The sequence below is a fragment of the Rhodococcus sp. IC4_135 genome (assembly GCF_011602025.1).
Lineage (GTDB): Bacteria > Actinomycetota > Actinomycetes > Mycobacteriales > Mycobacteriaceae > Rhodococcus_F > Rhodococcus_F baikonurensis.
In genome coordinates this window covers 75,954-101,824 of sequence record NZ_JAAOLG010000009.1, presented here as the reverse complement: position 1 = coordinate 101,824, position 25,871 = coordinate 75,954, and the positions used below count along the sequence as shown (strand labels likewise).

Genomic DNA, 25,871 nt, shown 5'->3' with positions numbered 1-25,871 from the left:
ACGGTCTGAGCACAAGCTTCACGCAGGCAGGATGTTCGCGTTGAGGTGAAACACGTTGTCCGGGTCGTACTTCGCTTTTACCGCGGACAATCGCGCGTACTTCGCCGCGCCGTAGGAAGCTCGCACCCGGTTCTCGTCGACATCGGTCATGAAGTTGACGTACCCGCCTTGGTTGGAAGAGAACGGACGCAACGCTTCCCAGGTCTCACGCACCCACGATCGGTCCAATTCCAGCGTCCCGGCATCGGTTGCCGTCGCCGTCATATTGCACACGTAATGCGGTGTGCGAGAACCACCGAACGCAGTGTCGTCCTCGCCGACGGAAGTGAAAGCTCCCTGCAGCGGAAAGATCGGCATGAAGGACATCGGCGACGATTTCTTGCCCGCTTGTTCGGTCAGAACATCGATCACGTCGTCGGAGAAATCCACCAGATCCAAAGCCTTCTCATAGGCGTACGCACCCCACGGCTCCGATTCGTCGAGCATCGACTGCAACCCGATGTACGGGAGCGGGGTGACGAACTCGAAAAGCGTCGGCAAGCCCTCTCGAATCGGCGCAATCGCATTCGAGTGTTCCTCTTCCGATCCGAAACCGGCTACCAGCAAGGCGTAGCCGGGCAGTAGGTGAAATTGATCCGGGACAAACGGCGCCGGTGGCGCGGACAAACTGACGGCAACCATCGCACCGGTATTTCTCGGCAGGGCAGGCACCACCTCGCGACACAGACGAAGCGCTGCGGGTCCGTCCTCCATCCCCCAGAAGAACAGTCCCAGATGCACTTCCGGACCGATCTCGCTCAAACGGTACTCGAATTCGGTGACCACCCCGAAGTTTCCGCCACCGCCGCGCAGTGCCCAGAACAGGTCGCTGTGATCGTTCTCGGAGGCTCGCACGATCGAACCGTCGGCAAGTACCACCTCTGCCGACACCAGGTTGTCGATCGCCAGGCCGAGCGTGCGCGTCAACCACCCCATGCCACCGCCCAGTGTCAGGCCACCGACACCGGTATCGCTGATCACTCCGCCGGTCACTGCCAAGCCGTGTTCCTGCGTCGCCGTGTCGAGGTCGGCGATCGTTGCACCACCACCGACCCTGGCTCGCTTCGCGGACGGGGCGACGCTGACTACGTTGATCGCACTGAGATCGATCATCACACCGCCTTCACACACCGACGTGCCTCGGTAGGAATGCCCGCCACCTCTGACCGAGACCTCCAACGAGTGGGCTCTGGCAAATGCAAGTGCCACAGACACATCCGACGCCGACCTGCACCTGGCGATCACCGCCGGCCGGTGATCGATCTGTCCGTTCCAGATCGATCTGGCGTCGTCGTACTCCGGATCTCGGGGACCGAACACAGAACCTGTGACCGCCGATTTCAGCGGCGCGAACTCGACCGTCGTCATCACACACCTCCTTTGTCGGGTGTCGCGGTGACCAGCAGGTACTCCCACTCCATCGCGAAGGGCTCGCTTCCGCTGCCGTACTTTTTCGCCAACTCGAGCAGATCTCGATCCAACGCCTGCGTCCGCGCCGGGTCGTCGGCGATGTTCCGGTACACCGCGATGGTCGGGCCGTAGTTCTTCTTGAAGAAGTCACGAAAATCTTCCGGCCCACTGAATCTGTCCACACGCAGGACGTTTTTCCTGGTGACGACATCGCCGAGCAGATCACGAACATGGTTCTCGTCACCCCACAACGGCGCCGGTTGGGTTCCGGGAGGCGGCGGCGGTGCGTACGGCTTCATCGTCTTGAACATCTCGCCGATGAACCCCGTCGGAGTCCAACTCAGCACCCCGATCTTTCCGCCGGATCGACACACTCGCAGAAGCTCGTCCGCGGCGCGCTGGTGATGCGGTGCGAACATCACGCCGACACACGAGAGCACCACGTCGAACTCGTTGTCGCGGAAGGGAAGAGCCTCGGCATCTGCTTCCTGCCAATCGAGTTCGACGCCGGCGAGCGCAGCGGCTTCCTTTCCGGCCACGAACAATTCCGGAGCCAGGTCGGTGGCGATCACCTGCGCACCCAATGCGGCCGCCGGGATCGCCGCATTGCCCGACCCCGCCGCGACGTCCAGCACGCGATCACCTTCCTGCACGCCGCACTCGCCGACCAGTACCTGCCCGAGATCCGCGATGACCTGCGCCGCTACCGCCGGATAGTTACCCAGACCCCACATGGCCCGGTGCTTGGCCTTCAGCTCGCGATCCAGCCCGAGCGTTCCCGTTGATTCACTCATTACGGTTCTCCTTCAATCTTTTTCGTACTTCTAGCCGACAAACGTCGATGCCGTTACTTCGACGCTACGACGGCTGTTCGCCCCTCTCCAGTACGAAATCTGTACCGGAGCATCCCAGAGGCCTACGATCGAGAGATGGGGTCCTCGTACCACCAGTTCTGCCCCGTCGCCAAGGCGATGGAGCTACTAGACGAGCGGTGGACACTGCTTCTCCTGCGCGAACTGATGATGGGAAGCGAGCACTTCAACGATCTCCGGCGCGGACTTCCGCGAATGTCGCCGACATTGCTCTCCACGCGACTGCACCAACTTGCAGTTGCCGGCATCGTCGAGCGAGAAGAAACCGACTGCGTCGTCAGCTATCGTCTGACCGACGCCGGCCGCGAACTGCGGCCTGTGGTCGAAGCTCTCGGCATCTGGGGTACCCGGTGGATCGGCGAGCTGGGCGACGAAGACCTGGATCCGAAACTGCTGCTCTGGGACATGCATCGCCGCGTGGATCACTCCGTGGTGCCCGACGGCAAGACCGTGGTGCAGTTCGTTTTCTCCGGAGTGCGTGGACATTCACGACACTGGTGGCTCGTCATCAATTCCGGCGAAGTAGACATGTGCGATATCGATCCGGGTTTCGACGTCGCAGTGTCGGTCGCCGCAGGCTTGCGACCGATGACCGAGATCTGGCGCGGTAACCTGACCTGGTCGGACGCCATACGGTCTGGCGACGTCACCATTTCGGGGCCTGCAGCATTGCGTCGCAGCTTGCCTTCGTGGTTCGAACTGTCGACTTTCGCATCGATTCCGCGCCCTGCTTAACACATCCTCACCAGCACCGTTCCGTCCTGTTACAGAGCTGTTGCAGACCGTGACACCGTCGACGAACGGTGACCACCTGTCGGTGACACTGGCCGAGCAGTCTCTGTCGTATGCCCAGCCATCGCGGAATCATCCGCCTCGTCGCACTCGGTGCAGTCGCACTCGGTACGCTCACGCTCACGCTCACGCTCAGCGCGTGCTCGTACACGGAAGAAGCAAAGCCCAAGAGCGGTAACTACCTTGCCACTCAGCCTGATTCAGGGCCCGCAGGTGGCGAGATCGAGGGCGGCATCAGCTTGCAGGACACTCACGTGCCGGCTCTGGCCCGTCTCGATTCCGCCCTACTCGCGGCGTTGCAGTCGGCAGCGGCCGACGCACAGGCATCCGGGGTTGCCATGCACGTCAGTTCGGGTTGGCGATCCGCTGCGTATCAACAGCGGTTGTTCGACGAAGCCGTCGTCAAGTACGGCAGCGTGGACGAAGCGTCCAAGTGGGTGCACTCCCCGAGTCTGTCGAAGCATGTCAGCGGACAGGCCGTCGACATCGGACCGACCGATGCCGATGACTGGCTCATCCAGCACGGCAGCGATTACGGCCTCTGTCAGACCTACGCCAACGAGATGTGGCATTTCGAGTTGGCGACCACTCCCGGTGGGGAATGCCCGCCCCAATTGAGCAACCCTTCGGACGAGAGAGCGGAAGGCTGATCATGACCCGAGTCAAACCATCGAGACTGATTGCCGCACTGGCACTTCTGATCCTCGGAGTCATCGAGTTCGAACTGGCGGTCAACACGACCGGTGGCCAGATCGTCGACCAACAACTCATGGTGGGCGCGGCTACCTCAGAAGGCCTCAGTGTGTTCTCCACCGAGTTCATCGGCCTCGTCACTCCGATACTGATAGTGGGAGGAGTGCTCGTGGCGCTCATGATCACATTGCGCAACAACCCGATTGCGCTGGCCCTACGCGTCGTCGTCGTGACCCTCGGTCCCATCACGACGGCCTGGGTTCTCAAACAATCGTTGGATCGACCGGACCTGAACGGTCTGGTGATGCACAATTCCTTCCCCAGCGGCACTCTGACGGCCATCGCTGCTCTGGTCTGCGCGATCGTGCTCGTCACGCCCTCGAGGTGGCGGGCAGTCGTTGCAGTCAACGGCGCGCTGCTCACTATCGGAACGGCGATCTCGGTAGTCGTGTTGCAATGGCACCGGCCGAGTGACGTGATCGGTGCGCTACTGCTCGTCGGCTGCTACACCCTTGCTGTGTCGGCATTTCCGTTGAACACCAGCGTCGCACGGCACGCGGTGCTGGCGGACTCGGGCAACGAGCGACTTTCGAGAGTGTGACCCCTGTACCCTTGGCTGACCGAGATTCCTCCGACCGCAGAAGGCCCCTGATCATGGCGAGTCCAAGGTGAGCGCATGGTGAGCATTCTTTTCATAGAAGACGATCCAGCGGTGGCCGAGGCAATCACGTTGGGGCTGAACCGACTCGGGCACAACGTCAGCCATCGCCCCGATGGTAACGGCGATTTCGACGACGCCCTCGGTGCCACGGACCTCGTCCTACTCGACCTCGGGCTGCCAGGAGCCGACGGTTACGAGATCTGTCGACGCATCCGCACTCGCAGTTCCATCCCGATCATCATCTTGACGGCCAGATCCGACGACATCGACACTGTTGCCGGCCTCGAGGCCGGTGCCGACGACTACGTCGTCAAACCGGCCAGTCCGCGTGTCCTCGACGCTCGGATCAAAGCCGTCGTGCGGCGCTCGGCACCAGCAACGACGCGTCCGGATGCGGCGCCGGGTGCAGAGACGTTCGGCGACCTGGAATTGGATCGCTCGTCATTGCAGGTCCGCAAGGCCGGAACGCTGCTGACCCTGACTCCGACCGAACTCCGACTGATACTGGCACTGACCGAGAACCCAGGGCAGGTCCTCAGCCGCCGGCAGTTGTTGTCCGCAGCTTGGGACCAGGAATACCTGGGCGACTCCCGAATCGTCGATGCAGCGGTGCAACGACTGCGCGGAAAGATCGAGGACGACCCAGCCACACCGACCGTGATCGAAACGGTGCGCGGGTTCGGGTATCGCTTCAACACCAGCCCGGCCCGATGAGACCGACCTGGCTTCGGGTCGACGGTCTGCGGACGCGGCTCGTGCTCGTGTTCATCGCAATCGTCGTGATCATCGCCGGGGCAACCGCAGGCGTCGTCTCGTTCATGGCGCGGTCGTGGATCTATTCCAACGCTCAGGACGTGGCGACGGCACAATTTCGCGACGAACTGCAGTACAGCAACGGACCGCCGGTAGACGGGTTGACACCTGACACCCTCGACCAGATCTTCCAGTCCGACATGACTCTGATCGTCGACGGGGAAGTCATCCGTCAAGGATCAGTGGATGCGGCAACGATCCCACCCAGCTTCGAAGAGGGTTTGGACAGTCCCAAACTGATCCGCTTCGAGAGACTCGACTCCCAGCGCATCATGTTGGGAATGTCGGTCAATGTCGTGGACATGACTGCAGACGACGGCTACGACAACGAGACACTGGTCAAAGCCGTCACCATCCGGCCGCTGGTAGGGGTGCAGGACAAGTTCGACGACCTGCTTCGAGCTGTCGGTCTCACCCTCGCCGCCGGTGTGTTGGTAAGCGGTCTGCTCGGGCTGTGGATCGCGTCGACGCTTGTCCGCCCACTCAAACGCCTCGACGAAGCCGCCGCCCGCGCCGCCGACGGCGACCTGAGCGTCCGGCTCCCCGAAGACGGAGTAGCCGAACTTGCGCAGGTCACAACAACGTTCAACAACATGGTCGCTCGCAACGAAGCAGTCATCCGAGGTCTGGAAGAATCGGAAGAGCAGTCGAGAAGATTTGTCGCCGACGTCTCCCACGAGCTTCGAACGCCGCTCGCCGCACTGGTGCCCGTCAGTGAGATCCTCCGCGAAGAGATCCCTAATCTTCCGCCGGACGCCGCCGCTGCCGCGCGCATCGTGAGCAGTGAGATCGGCAAACTCACTCGACTCGTCGAAGATCTGATCGAAATGTCGCGCCACGACTCACAACAGGCGCGCCTCGTCCTCGACGACGTCGACCTCGTCGAATTGACCGAGCGCACACTCGAGAGCCGCGGCTGGATCGAAACCGTCGAACTCCGCGCACTTGAAAACGTCAGTGCCAGAGTGGATTCGCGCCGAATCGACATCGTCGTCGCCAACCTCGTCGGTAACGCACTGCGCCACGGCGCGCCCCCGGTTCGCGTCGAGTTGAGTGTCGAACCCGGTTTCTCCGTCATCACCGTCGTCGACCACGGCCCCGGCATCTCACCCGAAGATCGGCAGGCAATCTTTCGGCGGTTCTACAAGGTCGACACCGCGCGCGGACGCAGCGAGGGCAGCGGACTCGGACTCTCCCTCGCCGTCGAGAACGTGCATTTGCACGGCGGCACCATCGGCGTCGACCAGGTGGACGGGCGCACGGTCTTCACGGTTCGCCTGCCCCGTCGCTGACCGCCTTCCCGAGCGAACGTACCTTTCAGCGCACCCAAGGCGATCGTCGTACCGTTCGCTCGAAAAGGGGTGGGCACCTCGCGCCCCAGACCGCCCACATCCGACCAAATAGTGGGATTCTGGTTTCAACATGTGAAACTACGCGAGTAGCGTCGGCATCGTCGAACAGCGTAGAAATCGGAGGGCACCATGACGCAGGCGTCGCGGTTGGACAAGACGGCCGTCTCCCCCAAGGCGTGGACGATGCTCGGAATCGGCGTCGCCGCCCAGGCAGCAGGCACCGTCTTCGTCAGCACCCCCGCCTTCTTGATCCCACTACTGCATTCCGAGCACGGCCTCTCGTTGACGCAGGCCGGAACCCTGGCCGCTGCACCCACTTTCGGCATGGTTCTCACGCTGGTGGCCTGGGGCGCGATGGCCGACAGATTCGGTGAGAAATGGGTCATCTCCATCGGACTCGCGTTGACGGCGATCGCTGCGCTGGCGGCGACAACCACCGACAATTACGCCCTCCTCGGGATCGCGTTCTTGCTGGGCGGCATGGCCGCGGCGAGCACCAACGCTGCCAGTGGACGTGTTGTGGTCGGCTGGTTCCCCAAGGATCGGCGCGGCCTCGCCATGGGTATCCGGCAGATGTCACAGCCCTTGGGCGTGACCATTGCGTCGCTGACCATCCCGACCCTCGCTGCCAACGTCGGCATCGGTTGGGCCGTCGGCCTGTCGGTAGCACTTAACGGCGTTCTCGCCCTGATCTGCGCTACCGCATTGGTCAATCCCCCGCGACCGGCGGCGCAGCCCACCGATATCCCGGTCGAGACGGTCAACCCCTATCGCTCGAACTGGTTCCTCTGGCGCATCCACGTCGTCTCGGCACTGCTGGTGTTTCCGCAGTTCACCCTCTCGACGTTCGGCCTGGTCTGGCTGATCAGCGAACAAGGATGGGATGCTGCGCCCGCGGGACTCCTGATCGGGATCTCCCAGTTCGTGGGCGCACTCGGACGCATCGTCGTCGGCGTCTGGAGTGATCGTGCCGGAAGCAGAGTAGGCCCCCTGCGGTTGGTTGCCGTCTCTGCATCTGCGGTCATGTTGGCAATGGCGGCGGCCGACGCAGCGCCTTGGGGCGTTCCGGCCCTGATTCTGCTGCTGGCAACGACCGTCAGTGTCGCCGACAACGGTTTGGCGTTCACATCCGTCGCCGAGGCAGCCGGGCCGAAATGGCAAGGAAAAGCGTTGGGCGCACAGAACACCGGGCAGTTCATTGCCGCGTCAGCAGTGGGCCCGGTGGTCGGTGCGCTGATCGGCGCGGTCGGCTACCCGCTCGCCTTCGCGATAGTCGCGGCATTTCCGGCCGCAGCAATCCCCTTGGTGCCCAGCCGAGACCGCGACATCAGCGTCTAGTCCGCGATCGGATTCGGTTGCACTGCAGGACCCGTCAGATCGCAATGCGGCTTGCAGGCAACCGAATCCGCTTCCTGAACCGGCTCCACAATCGGAGTACGGATCAGCGCCGCGGCGATCACGGCACCAACCAACAGCAGCGCCACACAGATGTACATCGCGTATCGGAATCCGTCGGAGAAACTCGTCGGATCGACCAGGCTCTCGGCGTCGATCCCCACTAAGGCCGGCAGGGCGGCAACGGCAAGAAGTTGACTCGTCCGGGCAACGGCATTGTTCACACCGGACGCGATTCCCGACTGCTCCACCGGCACCGAGCCGAGCACCGCGGCGGTCAACGGCGCCACCATCACCGCCAGGCCGAGCCCGAACACCAGAACTCCCGGCAGCACGACGGTCAGGTACGACGCATCCGGGCCGATCCGCGTCATCAACACCAACCCCACCGCGGCAACGGCGGGCCCGACCGTCATCGGCAATCGCGGTCCGTGAGTCTGCGCGTAACTGCCCGCGCGCGAAGACAACAGCAGCAATGCCAAGGTGATCGGCACCGTTGCGACGCCGGCAGCCACCGGCGAGTACCCCGCAACCAATTGCAATTGCAGCACGAGCAGGAAGAACACACCGCCCAGCGCCGCATAGACCGCAAGGGTCACCAGATTGGCCGCAACGAACATCCGCGAACGAAACAGGGACGGCGGCACCAACGCACTCGGTGATCGACGTTCCACCACAACGAATAGGCACAGCGCGAGCACCCCGACCAGCCCGACTATCGGGTTGACTTCGATCAGCCCGTACGTCAGCGCGCCGAGACCGACTACTGCGCAGGCAGATCCGACCACGTCCAGGTGCTCGGGCGGATGCGGGTCGCGGCTCTCCGGTACGTGGCGCACCGCTGCCCACACCACCACGATCGCCAACGGAATATTGAGTAGGAACACAGATCGCCATCCCGCCACTCCCACCAGCCAACCACCGAAAAGCGGACCGACAGCGCCGGCGACGCCACCCAAGCCCGACCACACGCCGATGGCCGCGCCGCGGTCCTCCTCGCGAAGTGACGCGGAAATGATGGCAAGGCTGCCAGGCGTCAAGAGCGCAGCCCCCACTCCTTGCAGGATCCGTGCAATCACCAGAAACGTGATGTCTGGTGCTATTCCGCACAGCAACGACGCGACCGCGAACCAGACCGTCCCCCACACGAATACCCGTCGCCGACCCCACCGATCGCCGAGAGCGCCACCGAGGAGTATCAGCGATGCCAACGCCAAGGTGTAGCCGCTGAGCGTCCATTGCAGTCCGGCGACACCGGAATCCAAGTCTTCACCGATGTGCGGCAGAGCAATGTTGACGACGGTGCCGTCGAGGAGAGCCATGCTGGAGCCGAGAACGGTGGCGGCGACAACCCAACGCCCACGTCTCGACGCGAGCGCCAGTGGTTCCGTCATCGCTCCATGGTGCGCCCTCACGCGCAATCGCGAAAGAGCGCGCGGAAATTCAGTCGATCTGGCGGCGGTGTGCCCAACGCGTCAGCGCATTGCGATTGGACTGCTGAGTCTTTCGCAGAACATTCGATGCGTGAGTCTCGACGGTCTTCACGGAAATCACCAGGTCCTCGGCGATTTCACGGTAGGTGTACCCACGTGCCAGCAATCTGAGCACTTCGAGTTCTCGCGGAGTGAGCGAGTCGAGTTCCGGATCGAGTTGCGGCTCCGGTGCATTGGAGCGTCCGGTGAAGGAGTCCAACACGAAGCCTGCCAGGCGCGGCCCGAACACCGCGTCACCACCGGCAACGCGTCGCACGCCCTCGGCAAGTTCGGATCCCGAGATCGTCTTGGTCACGTATCCGCGCGCACCGCCGCGGATTACCGCGATCACGTCTTCGGCGGCATCGGAAACGCTGAGCGCCAAGCACACCGGGCCGGAATCGATTCCGCGCAGAACTGCCACTCCGCCACCGTCGGGCATGTGGACATCGAGCAGTACGACATGCGGCTTCGTCGAGTTGATACCCGCGATCGCCTCCGCGACGCCACCTGCTTCACCGACGACGTCCATGTCTGCCTCGCGCGAGAGTTCGGCCCTCACCCCGGAGCGGAACACTGCATGATCGTCGACAAGAAATACGCGGTACGGGGGCGGCGCAAGCGAAGTCACTGGGGCTGTTCCTCGGGGTTGTCGATACGGTCAGCAGTCTGGTCCCACTTTAGAGCAGAGTCACCGAGCGGCATGTGCACGCGGATCTCGGTGCCCTTTCCGATGTCGGATCGAACCACGACGCGGCCACCGCGCCGCTCGATGCGGCCACGAATCGACTTGGCGAGCCCCTGGCGATCCTCCGGCACCGCGTCGACGTCGAATCCGACGCCGCGATCACGAACGAACACACTGACCTGGTCGCCCTCGACCTCGGCGAACAGATTGATTTCCATCTCCCCCGAGTGCTTTGCCGAGTTCACGAGAGCTTCACGCGTCGCACCGAGGAGCGCGGTGAACGCCTCCTTCGGCAGGCCGTTCTCCACGCCTTCACCTTCGAGTTGTACGTCGCCGACCGTGACGGGACGGACCGTGACACCGTGCTGGTCTTCCACTTCACCGGCGATGATCTTCAGGCCTTCCGTCAGGCTCGTGTGATCGATGTCGCCGCCACTGAACAACCATTTGCGCAGTTCGCGTTCCTGGCCGCGGGCCAGGCGCGCCACCTCTTGCGGGTTGTCGGACTGCTTCTGAATCAGAGCCAACGTCTGAAGTACGGAGTCGTGCAGATGCGACGCGATCTCTTCACGTTCGTCGTTGCGAATGCGGGCCGCACGCTCGGCGCCGAGAGCTCTCCACATCCGCAGCCACAGCGGCACCGTCAACAAACCGACACCGATCAGCGTCACGACCACGGCCAACAGGGACGAGCGGAGTGCTTCGAGGTCGACCTGTGCAAGGACGACAACGCCAAGACCCAAAATGATCAAGGTGGCTCCCCCGACCACCCGCGCCCACGTGAGAACGGTAGGCCGCTGCGGCAAGCCGATGACAGTACGGGGACCGTCGGAATCGAACTCGCGCCACACCAAGGCAGCACCGATCGCGACGACGAAGAACGGCGCGAGCACCGAACCAGCCGTGCCACTGAACAACCAGGACAACGCAGCAGCGCCGCCCAAGCCGAGGGCGATCAATCCGTACGCCCTCTGCCGCTCGGCTGCGGACGGTTTCTGCGTGTCCGTGCCGGCGGAGGTGAAGATCCAGAGAGCGCCGTAAATCACGATGCCGGACCCGGCCATCGCCGCCAGAATCGCGAAAGCCACTCGCACTTTCAGGACGTCGATACCGAGATGATCGGCAATACCGCCCGCGACACCGGCGACGATTCGACCGCCAGCGCGTCGCTCCAACTTTCGCAGCGGAACGCCGCCCGGGATGGGCACACCCTTCTTCATGGGTACGGCAGACGCCGGTACCCCGTTGACGGGTGGGCCTCCCGGAAACCCGGGAGCGGGACCGCTCACGAACGGTGGAGCTGACAGATATTGCACATAGTCGATACTGGCACGAACCACGCAGACACACATCAGGGTCCAACCCTGAATCAGGGCGCCACCCTCACCCGCGATCACCGCAAAGATCAGGGTTGGCCCTGATGCGCGGAGGCCGCCCCGGAAGCCAGGATTGATTCATGAACAATCCGACTTTCCAAGAACAGATCCAGGATCTGTGGCGGACCCGCCCCGTGCGTCTGCCGGCACAAGGTCACGTGGCCGGGGTATGCGCCGGAATCGGATACCGGTACGGCATCGACCCCATTCTGGTACGCGTGGCCTTTGTCGCCTCCACCATTTTCGGCGGCTCAGGCATCCTTCTCTACCTCGCGGGCTGGTTGGTGCTCGCCCGCGCCGGTGACGGATCGTCTCCCGCTCAGTCGTTGATGGGCCGCGGACACAGTTCCGATTCCAGTACCAAGACCATCGTCTTGTTGGTGGCTCTCGCCATCGCGGCCACGACCGTCGGGCCCGTCGGCGTCGGTCTGGGTGGCTCCGGACTGATCGGGCTGATCCTGATGGTCGGCGGCCTGTGGCTGCTCTACCAGCGAGCGCCCGTCCCGCCTGCGCTGCCGCAGAACACGTCGCCGTACGTCGGCGCGGGTACCGCGTATCCAGGAACCGGATTCACGCCTGGTCCGTTCACTCCCGGATACTTCGCACCCAATCAGCCGCCCGTGTACACGCCGTACACCAAACTCCCCGACAGCTACGTGCCCGAGGAACGGCCGGCCGAACAGTCGCAGCAGTCACCGCAATCCCAGGCCGGTCATCCGACGATCGACCTGTCGAAGGACCCGAGCGCTTCAGCCGCCACCAATCCGACCGAGGTGATCGGCGAGGCCGCCATCACACCGCCCTCCTGGGATCCGCTCGGTGTTGCTCCGTTCGCCTGGGATCTCCCGGACCCGGCGGTCAAGGCCACGCCGCTGCTGCCATTGCCACCGCGTAAGCGTCGCTCGCGTTGGACGCTGACAGTGCTCGGACTCGCGATCATCGTCGCCGCCGTCACCGGGGCTGCGGGCGCGGCAACCGGCAACGACTGGTTCACTCCTGGCCGAGTCGGCGCGGTCGGACTGGCCGTCATCGCCATCGGTCTGATTCTCGGAGCATTCTTCCGAAAGGGATACGGCCTGCTGGTCGTCACCGGACCGCTCGTGGGCTTCGTACTGCTTGCCTCGTTGGTCTACCCCATAGAGTTCGACGCCTCGGGTGAGCAAAGATGGACTCCGGCAACAGCTTCCGAATTGGATCCGTCGTACTCGGGAGCCTTCGGAAGCTTCACTCTCGACCTCAACGGGGTCACGTTCACCGAGGACAAGACCATCGACGTCGCGGCGTCGTTCGGCGAGTTCACCGTCATGGTGCCGCCAACCGTCAACGTCAAGAACAGCTGCACCGTCGTCATGGGTGACGGATCCGGTTGCCTCGACGGCGGAATACACCCGGGCCGTGAAGTGACACCGGATTCGCCCACACTGACCATCAACGCCAAAGCCACGTTCGGCAGTCTGAAGGTGACGCAATCATGAGCGAGTACGACGAGACGACAGACCAGGACGAGACCCGAGAATCCAAGCGCCCCTCGGCACTTCTGCTGATCGCCGGACTGGCCGCACTACTGGTCAGCGTGTGGGCGTTGGTCGGGCCGTTCTCTCTGGCGCCGGCAGCGAACATTCAATTCCGTTGGCTGTTCGTCGGGGCCGCCGTCGTGGCAGGACTACTACTGGTGATTCTGCCGAATCGGCGCAACCGAAAGTAACTGCTGTGCGCCTTTATTAACCGCGGGGGGTTAATAAAGGCGCACAGTAGTTTTTACTCCCACTCGATAGTTCCCGGCGGCTTGCTCGTCACATCGAGGACTACGCGGTTCACATCCGCAACCTCGTTGGTGATTCGAGTCGAGATGCGCTCGAGGGTCTCGTACGGCAGACGGGTCCAGTCCGCGGTCATCGCGTCTTCACTCGAGACCGGACGCAGCACGATCGGATGACCGTACGTCCGGCCGTCACCCTGCACGCCCACGCTGCGGACGTCGGCGAGGAGAACCACCGGGCACTGCCAGATCGTTCCATCCAAGCCTGCAGACGTAAGCTCCTCGCGCGCAATGGAATCTGCCTGACGCAGAATCTCGAGGCGATCGCGGGTGACCTCACCGATGATGCGGATACCGAGTCCGGGACCGGGGAACGGCTGGCGTCCGACGATCTCTTCCGGCAGGCCGAGTTCGCGGCCCACTGCACGGACCTCGTCCTTGAACAGCAGACGCAGCGGTTCGACCAATTTGAACTGCAGGTCTTCCGGCAGTCCGCCGACGTTGTGATGGCTCTTGATGTTTGCGGTTCCCGTGCCGCCGCCGGACTCCACGACGTCAGGGTAGAGCGTGCCCTGGACCAGGAAATCGACGGTCGCACCGTGAGATGCGTTCTCGCCCAGAACATCACTGACTGCGCCTTCGAAGCTGCGGATGAACTCGCGGCCGATGATCTTGCGCTTGGTCTCGGGATCGGTGACCCCTGCCAGCTCACCGATGAAGGTGTCAGCAGCATCCACGGTGATCAGACGCGCACCGGTTGCCGCGACGAAGTCCTGCTCGACCTGCGTGCGCTCACCGGCTCGCATCAAACCGTGATCGACGAAGACACACGTCAACCGGTCGCCGATTGCCCGCTGAACCAAAGCCGCAGCGACAGCGGAGTCGACACCACCGGACAGACCGCAGATGGCGTGTCCGTCGCCGACCTGCTCGCGAACCTGCTCGATCAGCGCATCGGCGATGTTCGACGCCGTCCACGCTGCCGGGATACCGGCGATCTCGTGCAGGAAGCGACTCAGGACCTGCTGACCGTGCGGCGAATGCAGAACCTCGGGGTGGTACTGCACACCGGCGAGCTTGCGGGCGCGATCCTCGAACGCCGCGACGGGAGCGCCATCGCTGGTCGCGGTCACCTCGAAGCCGGAAGGCGCTTCGGTGACAGCGTCGCCGTGACTCATCCACACCGGCTGCGTCGCGGGAAGTCCGTCGTGCAGCAATCCACCGGATACCGCGATGTCGGTACGGCCGTATTCGCGGGTGCCGGTCTCGGCAACGGTGCCGCCGAGGGCGCCTGCCATGGCCTGGAATCCGTAGCAGATTCCGAAAACCGGGATGTCGTGATCGAAAAGTGCGGGATCGAGCTTGGGAGCACCGTCTGCGTAGACACTCGAGGGCCCACCCGAGAGCACAACAGCCAAGGGGTTCTTGGCCACGATCTCCTCGACGGTCGTGGTGTGCGGAATCACCTCCGAGTAGACCTTGGCTTCGCGAACTCGCCGTGCGATCAACTGCGCGTACTGCGCTCCGAAGTCGACGACAAGAACTGGTCTCTGCTGCTCGATATCTGCCACAGGTGCAGTCTAATCGCCGCGGCCAGCGCTTCTGCGCATGCATGGACTCAGCCCGCTCCCCGACCGAGTGAGCGCGAGGTACGTCACTACACAGGCCGACTCTCATAACTGCGAGGCGACCTCGCGCTGATCTAGACCACCGTCCAGGTCAACGACGCCCCAATCACCCGCACCTTAGCTTCGGCAATCAAATCAGCGACATCATCGCAGGCCAGGGCCCGAAATAGACGAAGGGTGAATTTTCTGGACGTTTGACCGATTCGCCTGAACCAAACGTCCAGTAAAGGTAATCTCGCCCGTCAAGTGATCAGGATCACGATCGCAAACGGCCGGCGCCGCCGAACGGCGCTCACCTCGAGGAGGACCTGTGCGTCGATTTATACGACGACTCGCCATACCTGTCGCGGCTGTGACGGCTGCCGCCGGACTTCTAGTCCTCGGCACGCCGGCCGCTGCTGACGAAGCCCCGCCCACCAGCTTCACCGGCACGACCGACAACCTGATCTTCACGAAGAGTGTCATCGGGAACGCGGCAGTTCACCCGGGCGACACCGTCACGTACAAGACCGAGATCAAGCACAACGAAAGCGGCATCGAACGGTCGATCGCAAAGATCCGTGACATCCCGCCCGCTGGATTCGTCCTCGTGCCGGGCAGTGCCAAGGCCACCTACCTGGGTGTGACCACGCGGGCCACCATCAGCAACGAATCGGATGGCGGAGTCTCCGCGAAGTGCTCGAGCGGATGCACCTTCCTGGTCGGTGGATTCGTCGTCAAGAAGAACCAATCCGTGACACTGGAAGCGACCTACACGGTCCCCGTCGCAACGGCCTTCGGTACGTACGACAGCGGCATGCTCTTCGACGTCAACGCCTTCAGCACGCAGCAGGGCCTCAACCCGATCAACGTCAATGTCCAGGTCGTCGACCCGTCTGTCGCTACCGGGACCACACTGGTTGCACCGGCAACGGCGAAGGTCGGCACTCCGGTCGACCTGACCGCGACAGTTGCGCCGTCCGACGCGACGGGCACCGTCCAGTTCAAGGACGGCGGTAACGACATCGGCTCACCCGTCCCGGTTGCCGCCGGTAGCGCCACCCTTTCCCACACCTTCGACAGCGTCGGCGCCCACGACATCACCGCCGCGTACAACGCCGGTCCGGGATTCCACAACTCGACCTCCGGAGTCCAGACCGTCGACGTCTCCGCGGACACCACCACCACGATCTCGGCTCCGAACGCCGCATTGGTCGGTGACAGCATCACCGTGAGCGCCGTCGTCACACCGGCGAACGCCGTGGGCACGGTGCAGTTCAAGGACGGCGACACCAACCTCGGCGCACCGGTGGCCGTGGTCGACGGAACGGCTTCCCTGACCCGCAGCTACGACGCTTCCGGCACGCACAGCTTCACCGCGATCTTCACCGGCGAGGCCGGCTACGGCGATTCAGTGTCCACCGCAACTCAACTCGACGTCAGCGATCCCGACTGGGGAACCACGACCACAGTTGTCGAACCGCTCACAGCAGTCGTCGGTGAACCGACCAACCTCTCGGCCACCGTCTCCCCCATCCCGAGCAGCGGAACCGTGACGTTCAAGGTCGACGGCGCCGAGGTCGGTAGCGCACCGGTCGGCACGGGCGACGGCGTCGCGATCCTCCCGCACACCTTCGCGTCAGCCGGCGCCGCAACCGTGGTTGCCGAGTTCTCCGGCGGAACCGGATTCGTCGGCTCCACGTCCACGTCGTTCACGGTGAACGTGACCGATCCCGAGCCCGCCCGCGCGGACACCACGACGGTCCTGACTGTCAGCGGCGCCGCTCAGGTCGGAAAGGCATTGCAGCTCAAGGCCACCGTTGCACCCGGAACAGCAAACGGAATGATCCAGTTCAAGTCCGGCACGACGCCCATCGGCGCACCCGTTCCCGTCGTCAACGGAGTCGCGACACTCACGCACACCTTCGACGACGAGGGAACGTTCGGCCTCACTGCCAACTTCGTCGGCGACGCCGGTTGGAAGAACTCCGTCTCCGGCCCGACGGTCGTGCAGGTCGGCACCGCACCGACCGACGGCGGCGGCACCGGAAGCCTGGACACCGGTTCACTGAGCGGCCTGATCCCGCTCTTCGGAAGCTAGTCCCCCACATCAGCTTTGGACACCACTCCCGTACCAAGCTCAGGAGAATCCATGTTCGTGTATTCCAGACGCCGCATCGCGGCGCCGATCGCCGCCACGGCACTCGCCAGTGGCGTCATCCTCGCGGGAATCCCCGCATCAGCAGCACCGGTGACGACAACTTTCGGAACGAGTTGCCTCGCAACCCCGTCCGCTGTCGCCGGTCCGACCACGCAGTCCCAGTCCGGTTCGGTCATCGTCGACGCACCGGAGAGCGTCGGAGCCGGTGAGACCTTCGAGGTCACCATCCAACCCGGCCCCATCGCCTTCCCTGGATCCGCTTCGGGGGCCACCGTCCAGAACGTCTCCCGCATCAAGGTCGACGTCGATGTTCCCGCGAACGCCACCCTGGTGGAAGCCACCATCGTCCCCGGTACTTCGGCTGGGCTCAGCGGTGTCGCGCCGAACATCCTGCGCGTCAACGAGAACGGCAACGTCGATCCCAACGGAACGATTCTGCGCCTCTCCGGAAACAACCAGGTCATCGGAAACAGCCCGAGCTCGAGCATCAACTCCGAGGGCGGCATCGTCGTCAAGGCGACCGGTAAGAACGTCGACGGTTCCAATAACGCCGACGGCTACACGCAGTTCCAGCTCCCCCAGGTCAAGGCAATTCTCAAGGCCGGCGATTCAGGGGACGTCGCGATGAAGGTACGCACCGGCGGCAGCGCAGGAGCGTGGAACAACGATCGCAACTTCCTCACGTTCCTCCCCAAGGCCACCTTGGTCATCACCGCCTGGGCACCCACGCGATGCACCCCGCGTGACGCCGAGAACGGTCCGCTCAACAGCGGCGCAGGCCCCCTCGCCACGACGCGGATCATCGAGGCGGACAAGGCAACCACCACCACGGTGGTCGGGCCGGCCAATGCCAAGAACGGAACCCCCGTCACTCTGTCGGCCAACGTGAGCGGCGGCGCGACCGGTGGAACCGTCCAGTTCTTCGACGGCGACAACCCCCTCGGAGACGCGGCGCCGGTAACGGCTGGATCGGCCAGCATCTCCCCGACCTTCACCGAGGACGGACCGCACTCCATCACCGCGAGCTACAGCGGCGCCCCCGGGTTCCTGGCGTCGACGTCGGCGTCGGCCAAGATCGTGACCGTCACGACCGATGCACCGCCGGACGCCGTGACCACGACGGCCACGGTGTCGCCGTCGACCGCAAAGGTCGGACAGGACGTCAATCTGACCGCCAAGGTCGATCCGCAGGGTACCGGCGGCACCGTCGACTTCATCGTCGACGGCACCGAAACGGTCAGTGCCACGGTCGGAACCGACGGAGTTGCCATCGCTCCGTACACCTTCGCCTCGACCGGAACGCACAAGGTTGTCGCGAAGTTCACGGGCTCACCAGGATTCGCGCCGTCCGCTGCCCCGGCATTCCCGGTCAGTGTGACGACTCCGGCTCCGGCCGACGTCGAGACGACCACGGTCCTCGACGCCGTCGGAACTGTTCAGAAGAACACCCCGGTGACGCTCAAGGCAACGATCGATCCGGCCGGAGCCTCGGGCAAGGTCCAGTTCAAGATCGGTGACACCCTCATCGGTGGACCGGTCGATGTGGTCAACGGTGTCGCAACGGTACCGGCGACGTTCTACAACTCCGGGACCTACAGTGTCACTGCAGAATTCGTGGGCGCTGCGGGCTACACGTCCTCGGCATCCGCGCCGCAGACCCTGACTGTCCCCGGTGATACCGACGGCGGACCCGGCGGCGGAACCGGCAGCCTCGACCTCGGCACTCTCTTCGGATCGCTGGGCGGCTGACAAGGTGGGCTGACGATCTGAAACTGCAAAAGGGGCGTGCCGTCGAATCCTCGACGACACGCCCCTTTTTCGGTTCTCGGTGAACTATCCGGCTGCAGGCTCCACCGGAACAGCAGTGGCCGTCTTGCCGCCGGTGATCTTCACGATCGGCAGAACCAGCGCGGCCGGAGCCGACGCCGGCACGACGGGCGACTTGGGTGCAATCGGTGCCAAGCGTTCGTAGCCGCTGCCCTGGGCGGGACGCAGGTCGGTCTCCCCCTTGTTCGGCCACAGCGACGCCGAGCGCTCGGCCTGGGCGGCAATGGTCAGCGACGGATTCACGCCGAGATTGGCCGAGACCGCTGCACCGTCGACGACGCTGAGCGTCGGGTAGCCGTACACCCGGTGGTACGGATCGATGACGCCGTGATCGGAATCCGACGCGATAGCGCAACCGCCGAGGAAGTGCGCCGTCAGCGGAACGTTGAAGATCTCGCCCCACGTGCCGCCCGCGACGCCGTCGATCTTCTCGGCAACTCGACGCGTCGCCTCGTTACCCTCCGGAATCCAAGTCGGGTTCGGCTGACCGTGGCCCTGCTTGCTGGTGACCTTGCGTCGACCGAACAGGCCCTTCTTCGTGTACGTGGTGATGGAGTTGTCGAGGTTCTGCATGACGAGCGCGATGATCGTGCGCTCACTCCAGTCCTTGACCGTCAACATGCGCAACATCTGGTACGGGTTCTTCGCGACCACACCGAGGAACTTGATCCACCGGGGTGTCTTGCCGCCGCCATCGGTCATCAAGGTCTGCAACAGGCCCATCGCGTTCGATCCCTTGCCGTAGCGGACCGGCTCGATGTGGGTGTCGCTGCTCGGGTGGAACGACGACGTGATCGCCACTCCGCGGGTCAGGTCGAGAGCAGGATCGACCTTGTACTTGCCTGCGCCGACGATGGATTCGGAGTTCGTTCGAGTCAGCTCGCCGAGCTTGTCGGAGAGCTTGGGCAGCGCTCCGGTGTCCTTCATGTCGAAGAGCAGATGCTGAGTGCCCCACGTTCCGGCCGCGAGAATGACGTTCGCAGCTGTGTAGGTGCGGCGGTTCTTGCGTCCGAATGCACCGGTTCGCTCGGTGAACACGTCCCACGAACCGTCGCGAGCCTCGCGTAGTCCGGACACGGTGGTCATCGGAATGATCTCGGCGCCGGCTGTCTCGGCAAGGCCCAGATAGTTCTTGAGCAGAGTGTTCTTCGCTCCGTGACGGCAGCCCGTCATGCACTCGCCGCACTCGATGCAACCGGTGCGCTCGGGTCCGACGCCGCCGAAGTACGGGTCCTTCGCCTTCTTGCCCGGCTCACCGAAGTAGACGCCGACGGGCGTCTGGATGAACGTGTCGCCGACGCCCATGTCGTCGGCGACCGACTTCATGATCTCGTCAGCGGGCGTCATGTGCGGATTCTGAACGACGCCGAGCATCTTCTGAGCCTGCTCGTAGTACGGCGTGAGTTCACTGCGCCAGTCGGTGATGTGAGCCCACTGCTTGTCCTGGAAGAACGGCTCCGGCGGCTGGTAAAGCGTGTTGGCGTAGTTCAACGATCCACCGCCGACACCCGCGCCCGCGAGAATGAGGCAGTCGCGCAGCAGGTGTACGCGCTGAATGCCGAAACAACCCAGTTTCGGAGCCCAAAGGAACTTCTTGAGATCCCAACTGGTCTTCGCGAAATCTTCGTCGGCATACCGTCGGCCGGCTTCGATGACGCCGACCTTGTAGCCCTTCTCCACGAGACGAAGCGCGCTCACGCTTCCGCCGAACCCGGATCCGACGATCAGTACGTCGTAGTCCGTTGCCCGTTGCTTGCCCATCAGGACACCTCCACCGTGAACCGTAGTTACCCGCCAGTATGCACCTATCCCTTGTGACTACCACCACAAGGGGCCTCATAAGCGTAACCACAAGTATCAGGAACGGGAGAAAGTCCTGCACAACGAACTGTGGCCCCAGTTCACGAAGAACCGGGGCCACAGAAAGGTACAAACTACGCGCGGACGGTCAATCCGACCTTCTGGAACTCCTTGAGGTCGGAGTACCCGGCCTTGGCCATCGATCGACGAAGACCACCGACGAAGTTCAGCGAACCGTACGGATCATCCGAAGGACCGCTCAGAACCTGATCCAGGCTCGGACGCTCACCGTAGGAAACCGGAAGAAGCGCTCCACGCGGAACCGAAGGATGAGCCGCAGCGGACGGCCAGTACCAGCCGCCACCCGGCGCCTCGGCGGACACCGCCAGCGGCGTGCCCAGAACAGCAGCATCGGCACCGCAGGCGATTGCCTTCGCCAGATCACCCGACGTTGCGATGTCACCGTCGGCGATGACGTGGACGTAGCGTCCACCCGTCTCGTCGAGGTAGTCGCGCCTGGCTGCTGCAGCATCGGCGATGGCCGTGGCCATCGGAACCCCGATACCCAGGACCTCACCGGTGGTGGTTGCACCCTCGGTGGAGCCGTATCCGACGATGACACCGGCAGCGCCGGTACGCATCAGGTGCAGCGCAGTGCGGTGGTCACTGACCCCACCCGCGACAACCGGAACGTCCAGTTCGGAGATGAACGTCTTGAGGTTGAGCGGTTCCTGCTCGGTGTGCACGACGTGCTCCGCCGAGATGATCGTGCCGTGGACGACCAGCAGGTCGATTCCGGCCTTGATCAGCTCGGGTGTCAGCGCACGCGCATTCTGCGGGCTGACGCGAACGGCAGTGGTGACCCCGGAATCACGGACCTGCGCGACCGCAGCGGCCAGAAGACCGGACTGCAGCGGCGCCGCGTGCAACTCCTGCAGGTAACGGATGGCCGCGTCGACGCCACCGTCCTTCTCGGCGATCTCGACGAGACGCCGGAGCTTCTCCTCGACATCGGGGTGACGGCCCCACAGGCCTTCACCGTTGATGACACCGAGGCCGCCGCGCTTACCCAGCTCGATCGCGAAGGTCGGCGAGACCAACGCGTCGGTGGGATGTGCGAGGACGGGAATGTCGAACCTGTAAGCGTCGAGCTGCCAAGCAGTCGACACCTCCTTCGACGAACGGGTTCGCCGGGAGGGAACGATGTTCACATCGTCCAACTCGTAGGTACGTCGGGCCGTTCGACCCATGCCGATCTCAACGAGGTCGCGCACGCGCGCCCCTTTCTCGTGTACTGGTTGCTAACGAGCGGTGTAGTTGGGTGCTTCGACAGTCATCGTGATGTCGTGCGGATGGCTTTCCTTCAAACCGGCCGCCGTGATCTGGACGAACTGAGCGTTCTGCAGGTGCTCGATCGTCGCCGACCCCGTGTAACCCATGGCAGCGCGCAGACCACCGGTGAGCTGATGCGTCACCTGGGAGAGCGGGCCACGGAACGGAACGCGTCCTTCGATGCCTTCCGGAACCAACTTGTCCTCGGAAAGTACGTCGTCCTGGAAGTACCGGTCCTTGGAGTACGACTTGGCCTCGCCACGCGACTGCATCGCGCCGAGCGAACCCATGCCGCGGTAGCTCTTGAACTGCTTGCCGCCGACCAGAATCAGTTCGCCGGGCGATTCAGCGGTACCGGCCAGGAGCGAGCCCAGCATGGCCGTCGACGCACCCGCGGCGAGAGCCTTCGCGATGTCACCGGAGAACTGGAGTCCACCGTCGGCGATGACGGGCACACCGAGCGGCTTGCACGCGGCAACCGCTTCCAGGATGGCCGTGACCTGAGGGGCACCGACACCGGCGATGACGCGAGTGGTGCAGATAGAACCAGGGCCGACTCCGACCTTCACGGCATCGACGCCGGCTTCGACGAGAGCCAGGGCACCAGCGCGCGTAGCGACATTGCCACCGATGATCTGAACCCGCTCGCCCAGTTCACGCTTGAGCTTGGCGATCATGTCGAGAACGTTGGACGAATGCCCGTGTGCACTGTCCACCACCAGGACGTCGACACCGGCATCGGTGAGCGCCATCGCACGCTGGAAGGCGTCGTCACCGGCACCCACTGCAGCGCCGACGAGCAGCCGACCGTCACGGTCCTTGGTGGCGTCCGGATGCTGCTCGGTCTTGACGAAGTCCTTGACCGTGATCAGGCCGGTGAGCTTGCCGTTGCCGTCGACGATAGGCAGCTTCTCGATCTTGTGCCGACGGAGAAGGCCCAGTGCTACGTCCGCGGTGACGCCTTCCTGAGCGGTGATCAACGGCATCTTGGTCATGATCTCGACGACCGGACGATTCTGGTCGACCTCGAAACGCATGTCACGGTTCGTGACGATGCCGACCAGCTGGCCGGCGTCGTCGGTGACCGGGAGACCCGAGATGCGGAAGCGAGCACACTTCGCGTCGACCTCACCCATCGTGTCGGTCGGCTTACACGTGACGGGGTCGGTCACCATGCCGGCCTCGGAGCGCTTGACGGTCTCGACCTGTCCTGCCTGAACCTCGACGGACGAGTTGCGGTGCAGAACACCCATACCGCCGGCGCGCGCCATCGCAATGGCCATGCGCGACTCGGTGACGGTGTCCATCGCAGAGCTGACCAACGGAATCCGCAGACGGATGTCGCGGGTCAGTTGACTGGACGTGTCGACCTGGCTCGGGATGACGTCGGACGCGGCAGGCAACAGCAGCACGTCGTCGTATGTCAGTCCCAGCATCGCGACCTTGTTGGGGTCGTCTCCTCCGGTGTGTACATGTCCTGCAGAACTACTCATGCGGTCAGGACCCTCCATGGACCTAGATTCGCCCAGGGCGACCGCTGTAGCAGCCGCCTCGAAACGGATTACGAAAAGCTGGATATCGGATAGAAGGCGCCTACACGGAAAGAAATTCCTGGCACCTTTTCCCGGCGTTGCACACCATGGTATCGGCTCACTCAAAGGTCCGAACCATCCCACCCACGCTGCGGGTACGCGTAACAAGTGGCGCTGACCCCCCTGACCTGCGTACCGTGGTGCTGTGCGTGATCAACTGCCCCCCGGTCTGCCGCCAGATCCCTTCGCCGGCGACCCAGCTGACCCCTCCGCGGCTCTCGATGCCATCGAGCCGGGTCAACCACTCGACTCCCATGAACGCCAAGCGGTCGAGGAGGATCTCGCTGACCTCGCCGTTTACGAGGCACTCCTCGCTCACCGCGGCATCCGCGGTCTCGTAGTGTGCTGCGAGGACTGCCAACAAGATCATTACCACGACTGGGACATGCTGCGCGCAAACCTGCTGCAGCTCCTCGTGGACGGAACCGTCCGCCCCCACGAGCCCGCCTACGACCCGATGCCTGAGGCATATGTCACGTGGGACTACTGCCGCGGATACGCCGACGCGTCGATGAACGAGGCGATGCACGGCGACGGTTTCGACAGCTGAGCGAAACCCCACCAAGTTCATACGAAAGTGGCCGACAAGCAATTGCTTGTCGGCCACTTTCGTTTGACTCGGATCGGAACGATGCGATCAGGGCGGGGGTGACGAAGAATCACCCGACGGCGACGAGGCCGGGGCCAGTGACGTCGTCGTCGTCGTGGTTGTGGTCGTCGTTGTCGTGGTAGTTGCCGTGGGCGACGATGACGGTGTGGACGACGCCGCACTTGGCCCAGGCGCTTGCATGATTCCAGGGTTGGGCGTTGTCGTCGTGGTTGCGCCGCCAGGCTGCTGAGGGTTGGCCGGGTTGACAGAAGTCCCCGGAATCGCCGTGGGCGAGGTGGCAAGCGAGGACTGCTGATCGGTCGTCAGCGGCGGCGCCAAGGGTGACGTGGTCTCCTGGACCTGCGTCATCAGCTTGCCCCAACGCTCGACGAGGTCGGTCTTGTCCTGCGAGTCCTTGACCGCATCGGCACGGTGAGCTGCGTTGTCCAGCACCATCTTTGCCGCGGGAATGTCCCCGGCAGCCAACAGACGCTCGGCCTTCTCCAGCTCGGATGTCGTGTCGATCTTCGCAACCGTCGAGTTGGCCTCGTCGGCGAAGACGACCTGCTTGACGCCCCAGAGGGCATCGCCAGGCTGGGCGTCGTATGCCATCGCCGTGGCGCCACCGAAGACCACTGCTGCGACAGCTGCTGCGGCGGCGATCGGGCGGACCACGCGCAGTCGGGAACGGGAACGTGAACGCTGACGATCGGAGAAGCCGGACGGCGTCGCTGTGATTGCAGCGATGACATCGTCCAACAACGGACCCTCGGGCATCGGAGTCGCAACGACATCGTCACGCCATTGCGAGAGAATCAACGCAAGTTCGTACTGTTCGGTGCTATCGGTTGCTACCGGTCCACCACTCGAAATGGATTCGATCAGCGCATCGTCACGCCGAACCGCAGCCAAGTCCACTGGCGTACCGTCGTCGGCGAGATCACCGAGATTCGAAGCGTCACGCCCCTCGTCTCTAGCCAAAGCTCTCACCTGCTTTCGTCACTTCTTTTTTCAGTTTCGCGATCGCCCTGTGCTGAGCGACTCGTACAGCTCCGGCGGTACTACCGACGGCGACGGCCGTTTCCTCGGCCGACATCCCGACCACCAGGCGAAGTATCAAGATTTCTCGATGCTTCTCCGGAAGTGTGCCGAGCAGTTCGTGCATCTGTCTGCTGGACTCCGAATCAAGTGCTCGTTGTTCGGGACCATCATCCAGTGCTATTACATCCGGTACTTCGGAAACGGGCTCCGACTTGTTACGGGCGGAGCTTCGATGTGCGTCCGCAACCTTGTGTGCCGCAATTCCGTACACAAAGGCCATGAACGGGCGTCCCTGATCCTGATAACGCGGCAGCGCGGTCATCACGGCCAGACACACTTCCTGTGCGACGTCGTCAGCGGACAGGTGTCCTCGCTCGGCCGCACCCACTCGACCGCGGCAGTAGCGCACCACCATCGGTCGGATGTTCTCCAGAACCAAAGCTAGAGCTGTACGGTCGCCCTGCGCAGCAGCGGCGACCGCGGTGTCCAACTCATCGCTCGTATTTGTCATCGTCAGCGAAAATCCTGGCGTTACAGTGGCACCTCCCGAGCGGGTGTGCTCCCGCTCTCAGCGGAACCCTCTAAGAGTAACCATCCGGA

22 protein-coding genes are annotated in these 25,871 nt (G+C 63.6%); 11 read left to right on the top strand and 11 right to left on the bottom strand.

Annotated elements, in window-relative coordinates; translation table 11 throughout:
• Positions 1-18: 18 nt before the first annotated feature.
• Both G8767_RS17910 and G8767_RS17905 read right to left on the bottom strand, forming a co-directional pair.
• Positions 19-1,407 (bottom strand): FAD-binding oxidoreductase, encoded by a 1,389-nt coding sequence (locus G8767_RS17910; RefSeq protein ID WP_206029475.1) that lies wholly within the window; start codon positions 1,405-1,407, stop codon positions 19-21.
• Positions 1,407-2,243, bottom strand: coding sequence for a class I SAM-dependent methyltransferase (locus G8767_RS17905; protein ID WP_166810908.1), 837 nt, complete (start codon positions 2,241-2,243; stop codon positions 1,407-1,409). Before G8767_RS17905 ends, G8767_RS17910 begins: the two co-directional genes overlap by 1 nt.
• Positions 2,244-2,378: 135 nt before the next feature.
• On the opposite strand from G8767_RS17905, the gene G8767_RS17900 reads away from it, so the two are divergent.
• From G8767_RS17900 to G8767_RS17875, 6 genes are all read left to right on the top strand, one after another.
• Positions 2,379-3,056, top strand: coding sequence for a helix-turn-helix domain-containing protein (locus tag G8767_RS17900; protein WP_095968940.1), 678 nt, complete (start codon positions 2,379-2,381; stop codon positions 3,054-3,056).
• 110 nt (positions 3,057-3,166) lie between these two features.
• Positions 3,167-3,763: a M15 family metallopeptidase gene (locus tag G8767_RS17895; protein ID WP_166810906.1), complete on the top strand. Its 597-nt coding sequence runs from the start codon at positions 3,167-3,169 to the stop codon at positions 3,761-3,763.
• 2 nt (positions 3,764-3,765) lie between these two features.
• The gene (locus tag G8767_RS17890) at positions 3,766-4,407 is read left to right on the top strand and encodes a phosphatase PAP2 family protein (RefSeq protein WP_166810904.1); all 642 of its coding nucleotides are present in this window, start codon (positions 3,766-3,768) and stop codon (positions 4,405-4,407) included.
• Positions 4,408-4,482: 75 nt separating this feature from the next.
• On the top strand, positions 4,483-5,181 hold the full coding sequence (locus G8767_RS17885) for a response regulator transcription factor (RefSeq protein ID WP_095968937.1): 699 nt from the start codon (positions 4,483-4,485) through the stop codon (positions 5,179-5,181).
• The gene (locus tag G8767_RS17880) at positions 5,178-6,572 is read left to right on the top strand and encodes an ATP-binding protein (RefSeq protein WP_166810902.1); all 1,395 of its coding nucleotides are present in this window, start codon (positions 5,178-5,180) and stop codon (positions 6,570-6,572) included. The genes G8767_RS17885 and G8767_RS17880 overlap by 4 nt, the downstream gene beginning before the upstream one ends.
• A 189-nt stretch (positions 6,573-6,761) precedes the next feature.
• Positions 6,762-7,970, top strand: a complete 1,209-nt coding sequence (locus tag G8767_RS17875) for an MFS transporter (RefSeq protein WP_166810900.1) — start codon at positions 6,762-6,764, stop codon at positions 7,968-7,970.
• Here the strand turns inward: G8767_RS17875 and G8767_RS17870 are convergent.
• From G8767_RS17870 to G8767_RS17860, 3 genes are read right to left on the bottom strand one after another with little or no spacing between them, the layout of a single operon-like run.
• A complete protein-coding gene (locus G8767_RS17870) occupies positions 7,967-9,421 on the bottom strand; it encodes an MFS transporter (RefSeq protein WP_166810898.1) in 1,455 nt (484 codons plus the stop codon). The genes G8767_RS17875 and G8767_RS17870 overlap by 4 nt on opposite strands.
• A 49-nt stretch (positions 9,422-9,470) precedes the next feature.
• Positions 9,471-10,130, bottom strand: coding sequence for a response regulator transcription factor (locus tag G8767_RS17865; RefSeq protein WP_003940972.1), 660 nt, complete (start codon positions 10,128-10,130; stop codon positions 9,471-9,473).
• Positions 10,127-11,407, bottom strand: coding sequence for an ATP-binding protein (locus G8767_RS17860; protein WP_166811087.1), 1,281 nt, complete (start codon positions 11,405-11,407; stop codon positions 10,127-10,129). Before G8767_RS17860 ends, G8767_RS17865 begins: the two co-directional genes overlap by 4 nt.
• A 236-nt stretch (positions 11,408-11,643) precedes the next feature.
• Here G8767_RS17860 and G8767_RS17855 point away from each other — a divergent pair, with 236 nt between their 5' ends.
• Positions 11,644-13,038, top strand: a complete 1,395-nt coding sequence (locus G8767_RS17855; protein WP_166810896.1) for a PspC domain-containing protein — start codon at positions 11,644-11,646, stop codon at positions 13,036-13,038.
• Entirely contained in the window at positions 13,035-13,268 is a 234-nt protein-coding gene (locus G8767_RS17850; protein ID WP_020906937.1) for a hypothetical protein, read from the top strand. The genes G8767_RS17855 and G8767_RS17850 overlap by 4 nt, the downstream gene beginning before the upstream one ends.
• A gap of 53 nt (positions 13,269-13,321) precedes the next feature.
• On the opposite strand, the gene guaA is transcribed toward G8767_RS17850, so the two are convergent.
• Positions 13,322-14,893, bottom strand: a complete 1,572-nt coding sequence (gene guaA / locus G8767_RS17845) for a glutamine-hydrolyzing GMP synthase (RefSeq protein WP_020969072.1) — start codon at positions 14,891-14,893, stop codon at positions 13,322-13,324.
• A 367-nt stretch (positions 14,894-15,260) separates the two neighbouring features.
• Here guaA and G8767_RS17840 point away from each other — a divergent pair, with 367 nt between their 5' ends.
• Together G8767_RS17840 and G8767_RS17835 are read left to right on the top strand one after the other, a co-directional pair.
• On the top strand, positions 15,261-17,030 hold the full coding sequence (locus tag G8767_RS17840) for an Ig-like domain-containing protein (protein ID WP_166810894.1): 1,770 nt from the start codon (positions 15,261-15,263) through the stop codon (positions 17,028-17,030).
• 51 nt (positions 17,031-17,081) lie between these two features.
• Positions 17,082-18,839 (top strand): Ig-like domain-containing protein, encoded by a 1,758-nt coding sequence (locus G8767_RS17835; protein ID WP_166810891.1) that lies wholly within the window; start codon positions 17,082-17,084, stop codon positions 18,837-18,839.
• 84 nt (positions 18,840-18,923) lie between these two features.
• Here G8767_RS17835 and G8767_RS17830 read toward each other — a convergent pair whose 3' ends face one another.
• From G8767_RS17830 to guaB, 3 genes are all read right to left on the bottom strand, one after another.
• Positions 18,924-20,678, bottom strand: coding sequence for a GMC family oxidoreductase (locus G8767_RS17830; protein WP_124566531.1), 1,755 nt, complete (start codon positions 20,676-20,678; stop codon positions 18,924-18,926).
• A gap of 173 nt (positions 20,679-20,851) precedes the next feature.
• Positions 20,852-21,991, bottom strand: a complete 1,140-nt coding sequence (locus G8767_RS17825) for a GuaB3 family IMP dehydrogenase-related protein (RefSeq protein ID WP_124566532.1) — start codon at positions 21,989-21,991, stop codon at positions 20,852-20,854.
• Positions 21,992-22,018: 27 nt separating this feature from the next.
• On the bottom strand, positions 22,019-23,542 hold the full coding sequence (gene guaB / locus G8767_RS17820) for an IMP dehydrogenase (RefSeq protein WP_020723641.1): 1,524 nt from the start codon (positions 23,540-23,542) through the stop codon (positions 22,019-22,021).
• Positions 23,543-23,786: 244 nt separating this feature from the next.
• On the opposite strand from guaB, the gene G8767_RS17815 reads away from it, so the two are divergent.
• Entirely contained in the window at positions 23,787-24,191 is a 405-nt protein-coding gene (locus tag G8767_RS17815) for a DUF5319 domain-containing protein (protein ID WP_095968927.1), read from the top strand.
• 87 nt (positions 24,192-24,278) lie between these two features.
• Here G8767_RS17815 and G8767_RS17810 read toward each other — a convergent pair whose 3' ends face one another.
• Both G8767_RS17810 and G8767_RS17805 read right to left on the bottom strand, forming a co-directional pair.
• Entirely contained in the window at positions 24,279-25,211 is a 933-nt protein-coding gene (locus G8767_RS17810) for an anti-sigma-D factor RsdA (protein ID WP_166810889.1), read from the bottom strand.
• The gene (locus tag G8767_RS17805; RefSeq protein ID WP_003940953.1) at positions 25,204-25,782 is read right to left on the bottom strand and encodes a sigma-70 family RNA polymerase sigma factor; all 579 of its coding nucleotides are present in this window, start codon (positions 25,780-25,782) and stop codon (positions 25,204-25,206) included. The genes G8767_RS17810 and G8767_RS17805 overlap by 8 nt, the downstream gene beginning before the upstream one ends.
• Positions 25,783-25,871 lie beyond the last annotated feature (89 nt).